The sequence below is a fragment of the Anabaenopsis sp. NIES-4685 genome (genome assembly GCF_059725405.1).
Map to the genome: position 1 here is coordinate 3320608 of NZ_AP043602.1, position 17445 is coordinate 3338052.

A 17445-nucleotide genomic window follows, 5' to 3' on the forward strand; every position below is an offset into this window, starting at 1 on the left:
AGATGGACTATTCCCATCAGGTGTACTCACCTTTGCAGATGGGGAAATATATCAAGAGATTGCAGTCAATGTTGCTGGTGATACAGAAGTACAACCAGATGAAACCTTTACTTTTACCCTATTGGACTCGGACAACGCCACGATTACGACCCTTAATGTTACCGGAACAATTCAAAATGATGACCAAAGTGATGGCTTATTAACAAATCTTCCGGAGGCGATCACTCCAGAAAATGACAATTTTACACTAGGAAAGCGAGAAATTATGTTAAAATATAGTGTTGATAACTTGCAAGATACGCAGATATCCTGGACTAATAGCATCCCAGGGGATAAACTAACTGGGGAAACATCTCAAGTAATTACAGTCAATGTCAGTGGTGATACAGAAGTAGAACCAGACGAAACCTTTACCGTTACCCTATCTAACCCCAGTAATGCTACCCTAACCACTGCTGCTGCTACCGGGACAATTCTCAATGATGATACACCACCAGTGGAGGGCGATCGCCAACAAATTACATCATTAGACAATTTAACTGCTACCCCTGGCGGTAACGTATCTATTCCCCTGTTCTATAATACCTCTACTGGTGATAATACTCTGACTGGTATTGGTCTGAGGTTGCACTACAACTCTAATGAACTGAGCTTCCAAACTGTAGAAAACCTCTTCACTAACAATCTATTCGTTCCCCTAGCAAACCAAGCTGATAGTAGCGACTTTGACAGCGACCCCAATACTGACACATTTATCCAATTTGGCTATCTTGAGTTTGGTGGTAACTGGCCTAACCAAGCTCTACCGTTAAAATTAGGAGACTTCAACTTTAGTACTACTGAGAACTTTAATGGCACTCAACTCAAGGTTACATCCGATAATTTAGCCACTGGTTACACCTTAGAAAATTCAGCAATTACGGTGAAAGCACCAGAGCAACCTTCGGCTAGCCTAGCGCTCGCCCCCACCAACGCCATACAGTTAGAAGGTAACGAAGGACTTACCCCCTTTACCTTCACAGTTACCCGCACAGTCGATACAGGTATCAGCACTGCTAACTGGGCGGTTACAGGTACAGGTGAAAACTCCGCTAACGCCGCCGACTTTGGCGGAACCCTCCCATCAGGTACAGTCACCTTTGCTGCGGGGGAAACATCTCAAGTAATTACAGTCAATGTCAGTGGTGATACAGAAGTAGAACCAGACGAAACCTTTACCGTTACCCTATCTAACCCCAGTAATGCTACCATTAGCACTGCTGCTGCTACCGGGACAATTGAAAATGATGATACACCACCAGTGGAGGGCGATCGCCAACAAATTACATCATTAGACAATTTAACTGCTACCCCTGGCGGTAACGTATCTATTCCCCTGTTCTATAATACCTCTACTGGTGATAATACTCTGACTGGTATTGGTCTGAGGTTGCACTACAACTCTAATGAACTGAGCTTCCAAACTGTAGAAAACCTCTTCACTAACAATCTATTCGTTCCCCTAGCAAACCAAGCTGATAGTAGCGACTTTGACAGCGACCCCAATACTGACACATTTATCCAATTTGGCTATCTTGAGTTTGGTGGTAACTGGCCTAACCAAGCTCTACCGTTAAAATTAGGAGACTTCAACTTTAGTACTACTGAGAACTTTAATGGCACTCAACTCAAGGTTACATCCGATAATTTAGCCACTGGTTACACCTTAGAAAATTCAGCAATTACGGTGAAAGCACCAGAGCAACCTTCGGCTAGCCTAGCGCTGACCCCCACCAACGCCATACAGTTAGAAGGTAACGAAGGACTTACCCCCTTTACCTTCACAGTTACCCGCACAGTCGATACAGGTATCAGCACTGCTAACTGGGCGGTTACAGGTACAGGTGAAAACTCCGCTAACGCCGCCGACTTTGGCGGAACCCTCCCATCAGGTACAGTCACCTTTGCTGCGGGGGAAACATCTCAAGTAATTACAGTCAATGTCAGTGGTGATACAGAAGTAGAACCAGACGAAACCTTTACCGTTACCCTATCTAACCCCAGTAATGCTACCATTAGCACTGCTGCTGCTACCGGGACAATTGAAAATGATGATACACCACCAGTGGAGGGCGATCGCCAACAAATTACATCATTAGACAATTTAACTGCTACCCCTGGCGGTAACGTATCTATTCCCCTGTTCTATAATACCTCTACTGGTGATAATACTCTGACTGGTATTGGTCTGAGGTTGCACTACAACTCTAATGAACTGAGCTTCCAAACTGTAGAAAACCTCTTCACTAACAATCTATTCGTTCCCCTAGCAAACCAAGCTGATAGTAGCGACTTTGACAGCGACCCCAATACTGACACATTTATCCAATTTGGCTATCTTGAGTTTGGTGGTAACTGGCCTAACCAAGCTCTACCGTTAAAATTAGGAGACTTCAACTTTAGTACTACTGAGAACTTTAATGGCACTCAACTCAAGGTTACATCCGATAATTTAGCCACTGGTTACACCTTAGAAAATTCAGCAATTACGGTGAAAGCACCAGAGCAACCTTCGGCTAGCCTAGCGATCGCCCCCACCAACGCCATACAGTTAGAAGGTAACGAAGGACTTACCCCCTTTACCTTCACAGTTACCCGCACAGTCGATACAGGTATCAGCACTGCTAACTGGGCGGTTACAGGTACAGGTGAAAACTCCGCTAACGCCGCCGACTTTGGCGGAACCCTCCCATCAGGTACAGTCACCTTTGCTGGGGGGGAAACATCTCAAGTAATTACAGTCAATGTCAGTGGTGATACAGAAGTAGAACCAGACGAAACCTTTACCGTTACCCTATCTAACCCCAGTAATGCTACCCTAACCACTGCTGCTGCTACCGGGACAATTGAAAATGATGATACACCACCAGTGGAGGGCGATCGCCAACAAATTACATCATTAGACAATTTAACTGCTACCCCTGGCGGTAACGTATCTATTCCCCTGTTCTATAATACCTCTACTGGTGATAATACTCTGACTGGTATTGGTCTGAGGTTGCACTACAACTCTAATGAACTGAGCTTCCAAACTGTAGAAAACCTCTTCACTAACAATCTATTCGTTCCCCTAGCAAACCAAGCTGATAGTAGCGACTTTGACAGCGACCCCAATACTGACACATTTATCCAATTTGGCTATCTTGAGTTTGGTGGTAACTGGCCTAACCAAGCTCTACCGTTAAAATTAGGAGACTTCAACTTTAGTACTACTGAGAACTTTAATGGCACTCAACTCAAGGTTACATCCGATAATTTAGCCACTGGTTACACCTTAGAAAATTCAGCAATTACGGTGAAAGCACCAGAGCAACCTTCGGCTAACCTAGCGCTCGCCCCCACCAACGCCATACAGTTAGAAGGTAACGAAGGACTTACCCCCTTTACCTTCACAGTTACCCGCACAGTCGATACAGGTATCAGCACTGCTAACTGGGCGGTTACAGGTACAGGTGAAAACTCCGCTAACGCCGCCGACTTTGGCGGAACCCTCCCATCAGGTACAGTCACCTTTGCTGGGGGGGAAACATCTCAAGTAATTACAGTCAATGTCAGTGGTGATACAGAAGTAGAACCAGACGAAACCTTTACCGTTACCCTATCTAACCCCAGTAACGCTACTATTACAACCGCCACTGCTACCGGGACAATTGAAAATGATGATTTAACAAATCCCTCTCAACTGGCGATCGCTCCTCAAAGTAGCAAGGTTACACCCGCAGGGGGAGAGATCACCTTAAAATATCGTGTTGATAACTTTAATGATACGCAGATATCCTCTGTAGGATTGTCAATTTACTTTGACAGTTCAGAACTGAATATTAATACAACAGATATTAATGTTTCCAGTTCTGTGGGGACTATAGTCGGGGATAAAATTATCATTGATGACACGGGAAATGGTGATAATGACCCTAACACTGATAAGGAATTGACGTTTATTATCAGCCCTCTTCAATCCACCGACAGTGATAATGTCTTTGTAAATATTCCCTTTACCACCACTGCTGGGTTTGATGGAGAAACTAAAGTTAACTTTGCTGGTAGCAGTAGTAACACGAATATAGATGTATTAGCAGTACCTTCTGTCACAGTCAGTGGACTTGCTGCGGATATTGATGGTAACGGTAGAGTGACGGGTGCTGATTTATTGTTCATTGACCAATATCTGCTGTTACGGAATAATCCTAACGTTAATGCGATTCTGCAAAGTTCTTTTAATCTCTTTAGCACTGAAACCGTAGGAGCTACAAATACCACAGGTGCAGCTTTGAGGAGTGCGATCGCGAATGGGGTTAACAGATTAGCCTTTGACGTTGATGGTAATGAGCAAGTGACTGGGGGGGATATTTTCTTAATTCGTCAAGGATTGTTACTTAAGAATAATCCTAACGTCAATGCGATTCTGCAAACTACCTTTAATCTGTTTACCAGTGAACTCACAGGACCAAGAAATACAGGAGCCGAAATTAATGCTTTTATCTCTGAGTTGCTGGGGTAAATAAGTAACTGTTGACTGTTGACTGTTGACTGTTGACGGTTGACGGGTGGGAAGCAGGAGCTAGGGGTTAAGAGCAGGAGCGCTAGTGCGATATGGTCACAGATCCCCGACTTCTGGACAAGTCATATGAGATTATGCCAATTATGTAAGAAGTCGGGGATCTTAAGCCCCTCCACAGATCCCCGTAAGGGTTTCAGGGGGTTTGTTAATATGCTAAAGTCCATTATGGCTAACGCCACGCTATCGTTCGGCGGCAAATTCTCATGATGGCGCAAGAACCTTCATCTGCTTGTCAAACCAATTATTCATTAAGTTTTCAACTGGCGAATCGTTATTTATTTCACGAAAATATCAACATAAATGTAAATAAAGATGATATCAAGTTTGGCAGTAAAGTATTGCAACGCTTAAAACCTGGGCGTAGTGGTGGTTACCAACAAGGGGTAGATTTAGGTGGCTTTCAGGTCTTACTCAACTACCGCGATCGCAATTTCCAGAAAGTTTCTCTAGAAGATATCTTCAATGATAGAGTCAACCCTGATTTAGTCAAAGATAAGGTAATCCTGATTGGAGTCACCGCTAACACTGTCAGCGATATCTGGTCAACTCCCTACAGTGTTGTACAACACCCAGCAAGAATACCAGGTGTGTTGATACAAGCACAAATGGTGAGCCAAATTATCAGTGCTGTTTTAGATCAACGAGTTATGCTGTGGGTTTTGCCTTACTGGGGTGATATTCTGTGGATTTTTGGATGGTCTTTAATATCTGGCTTAATTATTTGGCGTATTGATTCACGTTTAGGTCAAGGCTGCACCATCGTGACTACAGTTATAGTTTTATACGGATTTTGTACAGTCATTATTAGTACATCTGGGGCATGGGTTCCTTTTGTGCCTTCAGCCTTAGCTGTGGTTGTGACTGGATTTTGTGTTGCTGGACGTAAGTAAACCCCTATTTATATAGGATTTAATAGATACAATATGTTTCTGTGAGCATTACTAAGCTGATGTCTGTGAAAAATTAGTCGGCCAACTGTGAATCAAACCAAAAAACCCAACCAATTAGTTAGTAGCGAACAAAAAACTTTCTAACAATCCCAGATTGAGGAGATGACCATGGCTATGTTTTATGAATGGAACGGCAGTAAATATCTCTTAACCGGAGCTGCTACATGGGAAGAAGCTCAAGCTCAAGCACAGAGTTTAGGTGGAAATCTTGTCACCATTAACTCTCAAGCCGAACAAGACTGGCTAGTTAATACCTTTGGTGGTAGTGAACAACTGTGGATTGGACTGACAGATAAGGATACAGAAGCCGATACAGATGGCACTAAATTTAAGTGGGTGAGCGGTGAAACCTCTACTTACAGGAACTTCTTTACCAATGAACCAAATAATGCTGGTAACGAAGATTATGTGGCGATGAATTTTAATGCTGCTGGCAAATGGAATGATTACGGTAGTGGCGGTTCTTTAAGAGGCATTATTGAAATCAAAGAGTATAACACTATCGTAGGTGGATATTTCCCCGAATGGGCAATATATGGTCGTGATTTTCAAGTCGAGGACATTCCAGGGGATAAACTAACTCATGTTTTTTATGCGTTTACAAAAATCGACGAAAATGGAGAAGTAGCAATATACGATCCTTGGGCGGCGATACAACATACATTTAATGGAAAGTATACTTGGCAAGAATCAGAACAAGGTTTAGCGGGTAATTTTGCTGAACTCCAAGCTTTAAAACAAGAATATCCCCATCTGAAAACCATGATGTCTATTGGAGGTTGGTCACTTTCTGGTCCTTTCTCTGATGTAGCTTTAACTGAAGCCTCACGGGAAAAATTTGCTGCTTCTGCAGTAGATTTGATGGTTCAATACGGTTTTGATGGCTTGGATATTGACTGGGAATATCCTGTTAGTGGGGGTTTAGAAGGTAATATTAATCGTCCAGAAGACAAACAAAATTACACCCTATTACTAGAAGAAATACGGGAAGAGTTGGATGAACAAGAAGCCATAGATAATCAAGATTATCAGCTGACTATTGCTTCCCCTGCTAGCTTGTCCACTATAAATAACTTTGAGTTAGGGGAAATTTCTGAACACATTGACTTCTTCACTCTCATGGCCTATGACTATCATGGTGCTTGGGAAAATACTACCAACCATAATGCTCCTTTATATGCTGTTCCAGGACAGCAGTCCATAGACTCTACCATAGACGCCTATCTTGATGCTGGGGTTCGTGCAGATCAGATAGTTCTGGGAGTTCCTGCATATGGACGCGCTTGGTCTGGTGTACCTAGTACCAATAATGGACTATTTCAGTCATCTAGTGGTGCGGCTTCGGGAACATGGGAAGCAGGTAGTTATGACTACAAAGATTTGTATAACAAACTCCAAGAACAACCCAGTGTATATACTCGTTACTGGGATGATTTGGCAAAAGTCCCCTATATTTACAGTCCTACCGACCAGGGTGGGATGTTTAGTTCCTACGAAGATAGTGAGTCAATTGGCATCAAGACTGACTATATTAAAGAGAAAGGTTTAGGTGGTATATTCTTCTGGGATTTGTCTGGTGATTTACCCGGTGATAATAATGATTCTTTAGTCAATATTGCAGCGACAAATTTAGCGACTAGTGAGCCGGAAACCCCAGAAATAGCGATCGCCCCCACTAACGCCATACAGTTAGAAGGTAACACAGGTAATACCCCCTACACCTTCACAGTTACCCGCACAGGGGATACATCTAACACCAGCACTGCTAACTGGGCAATTACAGGTACAGGAACCAACCCCGCCAACGCCGCCGACTTTGGGGGAACCCTCCCCACGGGTACAGTCACCTTTGCTGCTGGGGTAACATCTCAAGTAATTACAGTGAATGTCAGTGGTGATACGGTGGTGGAACAGGATGAAACCTTCACCGTCACACTGTCTAACCCCAGTAACGCCACTATTACCACTGCTACTGGCACGGGGACGATTAGGAATGATGATGTACACACCAGCGTTATTTTAGACATCAAAGGTAGTGTAGGTGATTATTTCGTTTCTCCCTACGACCTTAAACAAGACTTGAATGGGCAATTCACCATTTCCGATGATCAAACTCAATTAGACCTATTCGGTAATACCTGGAAAAAACTGGACATTGGCAACTACAAAATCACTGCCAACACCATCCTAGAATTTGAATTCCGAAGCACCAGCGCCGGAGAAATTCATGCCATTGGCTTTGACACAGATAATGTAATTAGCCCACAAACAACATTCAAACTCAGTGGTACTCAAAATTGGGGACTAGGAGACTTTAACAACTACAGCATAAGTGACGGTTGGAAAACTTACAAAATTACCGTAGGAGATTACTTCAAGGGAGATTTTAACTATCTCACCTTTGCCAATGACCATGATGTAGCTAGTCCCACAGCTCACAGTCAGTTCCGTAATCTGAAAATCTATGACAAGGTTCCCAACATTAAGGTTGACATCAACGGTCAAACCAACGACCACCTGATTTCTTCTTACGACCCTCAACAAGACTTGAATGGGCAATTCACCATTTCCGATGATCAAACTCAATTAGACCTATTCGGTAATACCTGGAAAAAACTGGACATTGGCAACTACAAAATCACTGCCAACACCATCCTAGAATTTGAATTCCGAAGCACCAGCGCCGGAGAAATTCATGCCATTGGCTTTGACACAGATAATGTAATTAGCCCACAAACAACATTCAAACTCAGTGGTACTCAAAATTGGGGACTAGGAGACTTTAACAACTACAGCATAAGTGACGGTTGGAAAACTTACAAAATTACCGTAGGAGATTACTTCAAGGGAGATTTTAACTATCTCACCTTTGCCAATGACCATGATGTAGCTAGTCCCACAGCTCACAGTCAGTTCCGTAATCTGAAAATCTATGACAAGGTTCCCAACATTAAGGTTGACATCAACGGTCAAACCAACGACCACCTGATTTCTTCTTACGACCCTCAACAAGACTTGAATGGGCAATTCACCATTTCCGATGATCAAACTCAATTAGACCTATTCGGTAATACCTGGAAAAAACTGGACATTGGCAACTACAAAATCACTGCCAACACCATCCTAGAATTTGAATTCCGAAGCACCAGCGCCGGAGAAATTCATGCCATTGGCTTTGACACAGATAATGTAATTAGCCCACAAACAACATTCAAACTCAGTGGTACTCAAAATTGGGGACTAGGAGACTTTAACAACTACAGCATAAGTGACGGTTGGAAAACTTACAAAATTACCGTAGGAGATTACTTCAAGGGAGATTTTAACTATCTCACCTTTGCCAATGACCATGATGTAGCTAGTCCCACAGCTCACAGTCAGTTCCGTAATCTGAAAATCTATGAGAACACTAACAACGTCAGCATTCTAGGTGGATATATAGGCTCTTGGAATCTTAATGGCGATACTTCAGTAGATGCTCCATTTAATAAACTCACACATTTGTTCTATTCCTTTGCTGATGTCAAACCAGATGGTACAGTTACACTACCTCAAGATGCAGCAGGTGATATCGCCAAACTTCAAGAAATTAAGGCTCAAAATCCCAACCTGAAAATAATGCTTTCCATTGGCGGGACAATGGAACCAGATTTTACATCTGCTGTTGGTGATAACTCTACGTCCACAACGAGAGAAAATTTTGTCAACACTGCTATCCAATTGATGAATACTCATGGTTTTGACGGTCTTGACATAGATTGGGAATCTCCTAAGCAGACAGAAAATCAGGAATACCTTGACTTACTGAAAAGATTAGATCAAGCACTTCCTACTGGTAAGCTATTAACTACTGCAACTATGGCTTCGCAGTGGTATTTGGAAGGAAGCGGCGATTACAAGTTAGCCGCAGATTTGAATTGGAACGGAACTACTCAGTCTGTTTTGGCACATACTTCTGATATTGTTGACTTTATCAATGTTATGAGCTACGACTACAAAGGTACTTGGGCTGCTGATAGGACAACTGGACATCAGGCTGCTTTGGGGAATACTACCACACCCGATACTGTTGCTTGGGCAGTTGATTATTATAAAACAAAAGGTGTTGATCCTAAAGATATTGTAATGGGTCTTCCTCTCTATGGTCGCACCTGGACTGGAGTTGAACCTGGTAGCAACAATGATGGGCTATTCCAGTCGGGTACTCCTACCCTAAGTGACGGTATTACCTATAGGGAACTCTATAATAAATTGGGAACCAATGGATATCAATATTTCTGGGATGATAGTGCCAAAGTGCCTTACATCTACAGTGATGAACAAAAAGTTTTCCATACCTACGAAGATACAAGATCAATAGGAGCGAAAACAGATTACGTCAAAGAGCAGGGAATTGGTGGTGCATTCTTCTGGGAAATTCCAGGTGATTTACCCATAAATAATAGTAATTCTCTAATCAATGCTGCGGCTACAAATTTGTTTGTTTAGTACTTTAATATACCTCTAGCTACGGACGCTGGTAAAGCTGGGGGATTCTAAGCTCGACCTGAGCAAATTTGATTCTGATGCTTTAGGTTCTGCCCAACCAGTAGCATTAGCACAGCTTTCTTCTGGACTCAATCTCACTAACCAAGACTTTCTTGTTAGTTGGAGTTAATTGGACTTAGCGATCGCTTTATTTACAAGCGATCGCATATCCTACAGTGAAAGAATCCTGACAAATCAGATTGTAGAGTAGAGTGGGTAATGAGCGGTGCCGATCGCCTTACCCACTCTATAAATGTGATAGCGATCGCCTCATGAAATGGATGATGGTTTTCCACAACAGGCGATCGCACTGTTGGAATTGCCAATGAATCCCAGGGTACCAATGGGTAAATACTCAAGGTTCTACCACCTACCTGTAAACGTTAAGTTTAGTATCAAAGTCAGGTACTCTTGATTTAACAATGATATATTAATAATTGAAGCTAAAGAGCTTCCCTGGCAGATTCAACAGCCAATGTTCAGTTCACAAAGAGGTAAAAGCGCTGTTCTATTCTAATCTGTCTCGTCAACCGAACACAACACCCAACTGGAAAGCTGATATTTCCTCAGATTGGTAAACAGGGGGTTATGCCACTGATAGTTTAGTCAGGGTCACCCTAGATAGTCTGATAAATGAGAGGAAATAACAAGGTGAGTAGGAGCTTGGGTGTTGTTGTGTGCAAGATTTTCACCTAAGAGGTTATTTTATAACTTTTGAAAAGGGAACAGGGAACAGGGAACAGAGAATAGGGACTAGGGACTAGGGACTAGGGACTAGGGAATAGGGACTAGGGAACAGGGAACACCGGAAAACCGGAAAACCGGAACACACCGAAGCAACAAAATCAAGCCCCATTCCCTGGTGAAGGGAAAGATGAGGGTGGGGTCAAATAATATTCGATACACTAATCATAACTTTTAAAACATCCTCTCAAGAAGTCGGGGATATAATCCTGTTGACTACTCTGGTAATTTCGGTTTACCGCACCTAAAAAATAGAGAAAACCCTAACATTTATTGTCGCCAAATTATGGGCGGTAATCATCAATTATGCCGTCGTAAGAACCGAATTTACAGAAATTGTTATCCTGATTAATATTTAAATTAAGCACTAAGACAAGTGCAAAATAAATTAAATAAAAACTACTTAATCGGAGGAATATTTATGTTAGTTCGCTGGAATCCCTGGATGGAAATCGGTACTCTCCACCGTGAAATTAATAGCCTACTTGAAGAAACCAAAGCACCATCTAGACTATTTGAAAGAGGTTTCCATAAAGTTCCTGCTGCGGAAATATCCGAAACCGATGACGCAGTTAATGTCAAGCTAGAAATACCAGGAATGGACACCAAAGACCTGGATATACAAGTCACAGAAGACACCGTTTATATTACTGGTGAGCGCAAATCGGAAACTAAAACCGAAAATAAAGGTGTCAGCAAGAGTGAATTTTATTACGGTAAATTCCAACGGGCGATTTCTCTACCTACCTTGGTGCAAAATAATCAAGTTAGTGCGGAATACAAGGATGGTATTTTGCACCTGACACTACCCAAAGCAGAAGAAGAAAAGAAAAAAGTTGTCAAGGTAAATCTGCAATAATCCCTGGTTGGTAATTTCCGTCTTCTAGCTCCTCCTGCAATCAATTTCAACTTAAACGCCTGGTAATGAGCGCAACCAGGCTTTTTTTGTTTATTGAACATTTATTGATTACACTGAAGTTAGTATTGATGAACCTATAGGAGCCATGACTCAACCAACTTCTAAAATATGTATATTGGGTGGAGGTTCTGGTGGTCTCTATACCGCCCTGCGCTTAAGTCAGTTACCCTGGGAAAAGGGGGAAAAACCGGAAATTGTCCTAGTTGACCAGGGCGATCGCTTTATATTTTTACCATTACTGTACGAATTACTCACAGGGGAAATGCAGACCTGGGAAATTGCGCCCCCCTTTGAGGAGTTATTACAAGGTACAGGGGTACGTTTTTACCAAGGTGTGGTATCGGGAATTGACACCGAGCAAAAACGGGTACAGTTACAGGATGGCCCAGAAATTCCCTATGACAGATTAGTATTAGCTTTGGGTGGAGAAACACCCCTAGATATGGTTCCCGGAGCCGCATCTTACGCTTATCCATTCCGCAACCTTACGGACGCTTACCGCTTAGAAGAACGTCTGCGAGTCTTAGAAGAATCCGACGCGGATAAAATTCGCGTCGCCATTGTTGGCGCTGGTTACAGTGGTGTAGAGTTAGCCTGTAAACTCGCAGATAGATTAGGGAAAAGGGGACGTTTGCGCCTGATTGAAATCGGTGATCAAATTTTACGCACCTCTCCAGAATTTAACCGTCAAGCTGCTACCAAAGCCTTAGAAGCCAAGCAGGTATTTCTAGACTTAGAAACCAAGGTAGAATCAATTGGTGAAGATACCATTTCCCTAGAATATAAAACTCAAGTAGATACAATTCCTGTAGATTTAGTGATTTGGACTGTGGGAACTAGAGTAGCAACCGTAGTCCGCACCCTGGATTTAAAGCAAAATCAGCGCTGTCAAATCACAACTACACCCACCTTACAAGTCTTAGAACATCCAGAAATCTTTGCTTTGGGAGACTTAGCAGACTGTCGTGATGCTGAGGGTCAACAAGTCCCCGCTACAGCCCAAGTTGCTTTTCAACAAGCTGATTATACTGCTTGGAATATCTGGGCTTCTCTGACTAATCGCCCTTTACTTAGTTTCCGTTACCAACAGCTAGGGGAAATGATGGCTTTGGGTAAAGATAATGCTACCCTCACTGGTTTAGGTGTAAAGTTAGATGGACCCTTAGCATATATTGCTCGTCGTCTGGCTTATCTCTATCGGATGCCTAGTTTAGATCATCAACTCAAGGTTGGTTTTAATTGGCTAGTTCGTCCTATTATAGATAAACTATCCTAGTAGTATCTGGTGTCTTCACCAACAACTCAAATCTCATATTTATAATTAATTTACTAGGTTTGATGGAACGACCGAAAGTTATTTTTTTGGATGCTGTTGGTACGCTATTCGGTGTTAAAGGCAGTGTAGGCCAAATTTATAGTCAAATAGCCAAGGAATTTGATGTTGAAGTTTCTGCGGAAATATTGGATACAGCCTTTAAACAAAGCTTTGCAGCTTCCCCTCCGCCCATATTTCCTGATGCACACTTAGATGATCTTTCCCAGCGTGAGTTTGATTGGTGGCAGAAAATTGTCTACAATACTTTTGAAAGCGCCGGGGTTATGTCAGAATTTTCTGACTTTTCCAGTTTTTTTAGTGAACTCTATATTCACTTTGGCACTGGGGAACCTTGGTTCGTTTATCCTGATGTCCTCTCATCTTTGAACCACTGGCGAGAAAAGGGTATTCAATTAGGTGTAGTCTCTAATTTTGATTCCCGACTTTTCTCCGTCTTGCAAGGTTTAGAACTGAGTAATTATTTTACATCTATTACCATTTCTACCCAAGCGGGTGTTGCTAAACCAGACCCGCGGATTTTTGCCTTGGCTTTAGCAAAACATCATTGTCCACCTCAAGCCGCTTGGCACATTGGTGATAGTGTTAAGGAGGACTATCAAGGTGCTAAAGCCGCTGGTTTGAGAGGTATTTGGATTAATCGCGAGAAAGTTTCTCAGGAAAAGCCAGAATCTGACCCTATACCCTCTCCTGACCCAGGAGAGGGGGAGATTTGAAGCTGTTAAAGCAAAAAGGGGCGGGCTAGCATAAAACTAGAAATGGTTTTAGCATCTATGGCCTCTCCCTGAAGAATAGCTTTCTCTAGTTCTTCGGGTGTTAATAGTACAGTTTCGATATCCTCATCTTCATCTTTTTTGGGTGGGTTTTCCAGCTTTTCTAAGTCTCGCGCCAGAAAAGCATAGATGATTTCGTCAGAATAGCCGGGGGCGAGGAAAAATTCACCCAGTGTATCCCATTTCTTAGCGCTATAACCTGTTTCTTCCTCAATTTCCCGTTGTACTGTCTTCAGGGGATCTTCGTTAATTTCTACTGTCCCGGCGGGAAATTCTAATATTCTTCTCTGAATGGCAAAGCGGTACTGGCGCACCAGTACTAGTTTACCTGTTTTTGTTATGGGTACAGCTAAGGCTCCGCCGGGGTGACGAATGCATTCCCATTCCCCTTCGGCTTTATTGGGTAAACGCAGACGATTGACTTCAAAGTCAAACTTGCGACCTTTATAAAATAAGCACTGTTTTAGCAGCTGTGGTAATTCTCTACCTAGTGGCATAGTAAATTTATTTTATATCTGGATACATATACTAACTGGTGTGAACAAAAACCGTATATTTTTTTTAGTTATTGGTTGGAGAATAAAACTACATCGGCACAGTCTACCTGTTTGACTATATCTTTAATCCTACTCCCAGAAGTAGGCTCTACCCAATGGGGCGCAATTTCAGCCAGTGGTACTAACACAAAGGCTCTAGTAACCATGCGGGGATGAGGAATCTGCAGTTGGGGGGTGTCTATGATGAAGTCATCATATAATAACAAGTCTAAATCCAGCGATCGCGCACCCCAGCGCTCTTGACGCACCCGCCCAAATTTCTCTTCTGTAGCCAATAAGGTCTCTAATAATAAGTCTGGTGACATTTCTACTTGCAAGATGGCGCAGCCATTTAAATAATCCGGTTGGGGAGGACCCACGGCTTTAGTGCGATACCAACTAGATTGAGCTTGTAGCTTGATCCCCGGTGTTGCGGCCAATGTCTCTATAGCTGCTGTTAAAATTTTATAGGAATCGCCAATATTACTACCCAGGGCAATGGCACTAAGTTTACCTGGTGTATTTTGCCTAGATATTTTGAATGAATTCACTGGGGTGAACAACTAGTTAAAATTATGTCGGAATTATGTCTAAATATTAACAAATTAATTAACGACTCCCGGAAAAAATGTTGATGTATTACTGAATTGAGTTAAGCATTTCTATTGTATTATATTAACGTAAACCTGGTTTGCTTACCCCCTAGTAAAGATTACGAAAACGAGGAAGCTACAAATCAGCTTACTAGCCATAAGATTTATGAATAGTTTCTTCTCTCGTATCACTAGTCTACTGAGCAGTAACAGACCCTTTCATCGTCGGTTCTGGTTTCGGGTAAGTTTGGGTATAAGTAGTGGCATAGGTTGTACAATTATGGGCTGGCAATATTTCATTGGCACCATAGATCAAACCTTACCCGATAAATCGGCACTGCAAGTTACCACCAGAGCGCAAACCCTCACCATCAAAGCCGCTGACGGCACCATACTACAACAACAAGGGGAAGCCACCAGGGAAAGCCTCAGACTTGAGCAAATACCAGAGCAACTCAAACAGGCTTTTATCGCCTCAGAGGATAGAAGATTTGAAAAACACCATGGTATTGATCCTCAAGGAATTCTCAGAGCATCTGTGAACAACTTGCGATCGCGGGCTATCGTTGGAGGTGGTAGCACCATCACTCAACAGCTAGCCAGGATTCTCTTCCTCCAACCAGAGCAGACAATCTGGCGCAAACTCCAAGAAGTGCGTCTGGCGCATAAAATAGAGCAAGAATTAACCAAAGACCAAATTATAGAACGTTACCTCAATTTAGTTTATTTAGGATCCGGTGCTTATGGCGTAGCAGATGCTACCTGGGTTTACTTCAGTAAAAGTGTCAATGAACTCTCCCTCGCAGAAGCAGCCATGCTGGCGGGATTAGCGCCCGCGCCAAGTTTATACTCCCCCATAAACAATCCCACAGCCGCGATCCGCAGGCGAAATATAGTATTACAGCGGATGTATGAAGATAAATTAATTACAGATGGCGACAGAAAAGCCTCTGCTCAGGAGCCGCTAAACCTCAAAACCAGTTCTCCCCAACGCCTGGAAGTAAAATCCCCCTACTTTACTAGTTACATCCTCCAAGAATTGCCCAAATATGTTGCTCCCGAAGTCCTCAAAGCAGGAGGTTTAGTAGTAGAAACTACCCTTAATCCTAACTTACAGGAAGCCGCAGAAGCCGCAGTAACTAAAACCTTGCGTAATCAAGGTGTCTGGGGAAAATTTACCCAAGGAGCCTTGGTAGCCATAGACCCCCGCAATGGTGAAATTCATGCTATGGTGGGAGGAAAAGACTTTAGTAAAAATCAGTTTAATCGCGTTACCCAGGCCCAGCGCCAACCAGGCTCGACATTCAAGGGTTTCGTCTATGCTGCGGCGATCGCCACTGGGAAAAGCCCCAGGGACAGATACATAGATGCACCTGTTGTCATCAATGGCTATGAACCACAAAACTATGGTAGAACTTTTCGCGGATCCATGACCATTAGAGATGCTCTGACCCGTTCCAATAATGTTGTTGCAGTCAAATTATTGCTGGATGTAGGATTTGATCCGATTATTAATACTGCGCGCAATCTGGGAATTAAATCTACCCTCCAACCCACCTATTCTTTAGCGCTGGGTTCTAGTGAAGTGAATCTACTGGAGTTAACCAACGCTTACGGAACTTTTGCTACTCAAGGATTACACGTAGAAGCTCATGGCATCCGCCGCATCCTCAACCGTCAAGGAGAGGTAGTTTGGTCTAATGATTTCCAGCCGCGGCGGGTTCTTGACCCTACTAGTGCCGGGATTATGACTTGGATGCTACGTAACGTTGTACAAGCCGGTACTGGTGCCCCTGCCCAATTAAGGAATAGACCGGTGGCGGGGAAAACCGGTACATCTGATCAATCCCGGGATTTGTGGTTTATTGGCTACATTCCCCAAATGGTCACAGGTGTTTGGTTAGGTAATGATAACAACCGCCCGACTTTTGGAGACAGTGGTACTGCTGCTGGAACCTGGCGGGAATTTATGGAAAAAGCAGTGGAGGGAATCCCTGTAGAAGAGTTTCCGGAAAGACCTAAACTACAAGGTCGTGTCGGTAGTATTAAGGCCCAGCCGATCAAGTCCAAATCAATCAGGAATCGTTTTGTTGTAGCTGGAGAACAGCCTATTTCCCCGCGAAATAACGTGAGGAGATCACGCAGACGATCAGCAAGAAATTCTCAGCCACAAACCACCAATTTACCTGTAAGTGCATCTTCTACTCCCAGACGGACTAGAAGAGTACGATCAGGTGGTTCGCCCACAAATACTGTCCGCCCTTTACCCCCTGCTGATACTTCTACTTCTTCATCTTCTACTCCCAGACGGACTAGAAGAGTACGATCAGGTGGTTGGCCCACAAATACTGTCCGCCCTTTACCCCCTGCTGATACTTCTACTTCTTCATCGCCCCAGCCCTCTTGGAGAGAAAGACTCAGACCTAGCTCCTCTTCCTCCAATTAGAGGAGAATCAAGGCGGTAGGATAA

The 17445-nt window shown here is 43.1% G+C and carries 10 protein-coding genes; 7 read left to right on the top strand and 3 right to left on the bottom strand.

The window, feature by feature from the left end:
• The first annotated feature begins 121 nt into the window (after nucleotides 1-121).
• The 3 genes from AC6IZ0_RS14240 to AC6IZ0_RS14250 all read left to right on the top strand — a co-directional run bounded on the left by AC6IZ0_RS14240 (nucleotide 122) and on the right by AC6IZ0_RS14250 (nucleotide 10038).
• Nucleotides 122-4540, top strand: coding sequence for a beta strand repeat-containing protein (locus AC6IZ0_RS14240; protein WP_497723512.1), 4419 nt, complete (start codon nucleotides 122-124; stop codon nucleotides 4538-4540).
• A gap of 242 nt (nucleotides 4541-4782) precedes the next feature.
• The gene (locus AC6IZ0_RS14245) at nucleotides 4783-5490 is read left to right on the top strand and encodes a CHASE2 domain-containing protein (protein ID WP_497726065.1); all 708 of its coding nucleotides are present in this window, start codon (nucleotides 4783-4785) and stop codon (nucleotides 5488-5490) included.
• 168 nt (nucleotides 5491-5658) lie between these two features.
• Nucleotides 5659-10038, top strand: a complete 4380-nt coding sequence (locus tag AC6IZ0_RS14250) for a glycosyl hydrolase family 18 protein (protein ID WP_497723513.1) — start codon at nucleotides 5659-5661, stop codon at nucleotides 10036-10038.
• Nucleotides 10039-10229: 191 nt separating this feature from the next.
• Here AC6IZ0_RS14250 and AC6IZ0_RS14255 read toward each other — a convergent pair whose 3' ends face one another.
• On the bottom strand, nucleotides 10230-10436 hold the full coding sequence (locus AC6IZ0_RS14255; RefSeq protein ID WP_497723514.1) for a hypothetical protein: 207 nt from the start codon (nucleotides 10434-10436) through the stop codon (nucleotides 10230-10232).
• A gap of 806 nt (nucleotides 10437-11242) precedes the next feature.
• On the opposite strand from AC6IZ0_RS14255, the gene AC6IZ0_RS14260 reads away from it, so the two are divergent.
• The 3 genes from AC6IZ0_RS14260 to AC6IZ0_RS14270 all read left to right on the top strand — a co-directional run bounded on the left by AC6IZ0_RS14260 (nucleotide 11243) and on the right by AC6IZ0_RS14270 (nucleotide 13789).
• Nucleotides 11243-11680: an Hsp20/alpha crystallin family protein gene (locus tag AC6IZ0_RS14260; RefSeq protein WP_497723515.1), complete on the top strand. Its 438-nt coding sequence runs from the start codon at nucleotides 11243-11245 to the stop codon at nucleotides 11678-11680.
• Nucleotides 11681-11825: 145 nt separating this feature from the next.
• Nucleotides 11826-13016, top strand: a complete 1191-nt coding sequence (locus tag AC6IZ0_RS14265) for an NAD(P)/FAD-dependent oxidoreductase (RefSeq protein ID WP_497723516.1) — start codon at nucleotides 11826-11828, stop codon at nucleotides 13014-13016.
• A gap of 62 nt (nucleotides 13017-13078) precedes the next feature.
• Entirely contained in the window at nucleotides 13079-13789 is a 711-nt protein-coding gene (locus AC6IZ0_RS14270) for an HAD-IA family hydrolase (RefSeq protein WP_497723517.1), read from the top strand.
• A gap of 5 nt (nucleotides 13790-13794) precedes the next feature.
• Here AC6IZ0_RS14270 and AC6IZ0_RS14275 read toward each other — a convergent pair whose 3' ends face one another.
• Both AC6IZ0_RS14275 and folK read right to left on the bottom strand, forming a co-directional pair.
• Nucleotides 13795-14343 carry an NUDIX hydrolase gene (locus tag AC6IZ0_RS14275; RefSeq protein ID WP_497723519.1) on the bottom strand — a complete coding sequence of 183 codons (549 nt, stop codon included), beginning with the start codon at nucleotides 14341-14343 and terminating at the stop codon, nucleotides 13795-13797.
• 68 nt (nucleotides 14344-14411) lie between these two features.
• The gene (folK, locus tag AC6IZ0_RS14280) at nucleotides 14412-14933 is read right to left on the bottom strand and encodes a 2-amino-4-hydroxy-6-hydroxymethyldihydropteridine diphosphokinase (RefSeq protein ID WP_497723520.1); all 522 of its coding nucleotides are present in this window, start codon (nucleotides 14931-14933) and stop codon (nucleotides 14412-14414) included.
• A 208-nt stretch (nucleotides 14934-15141) separates the two neighbouring features.
• Between folK and AC6IZ0_RS14285 the strand changes: the two genes are divergently transcribed.
• Nucleotides 15142-17421 (top strand): transglycosylase domain-containing protein, encoded by a 2280-nt coding sequence (locus AC6IZ0_RS14285; protein WP_497723521.1) that lies wholly within the window; start codon nucleotides 15142-15144, stop codon nucleotides 17419-17421.
• Nucleotides 17422-17445: the final 24 nt, after the last annotated feature.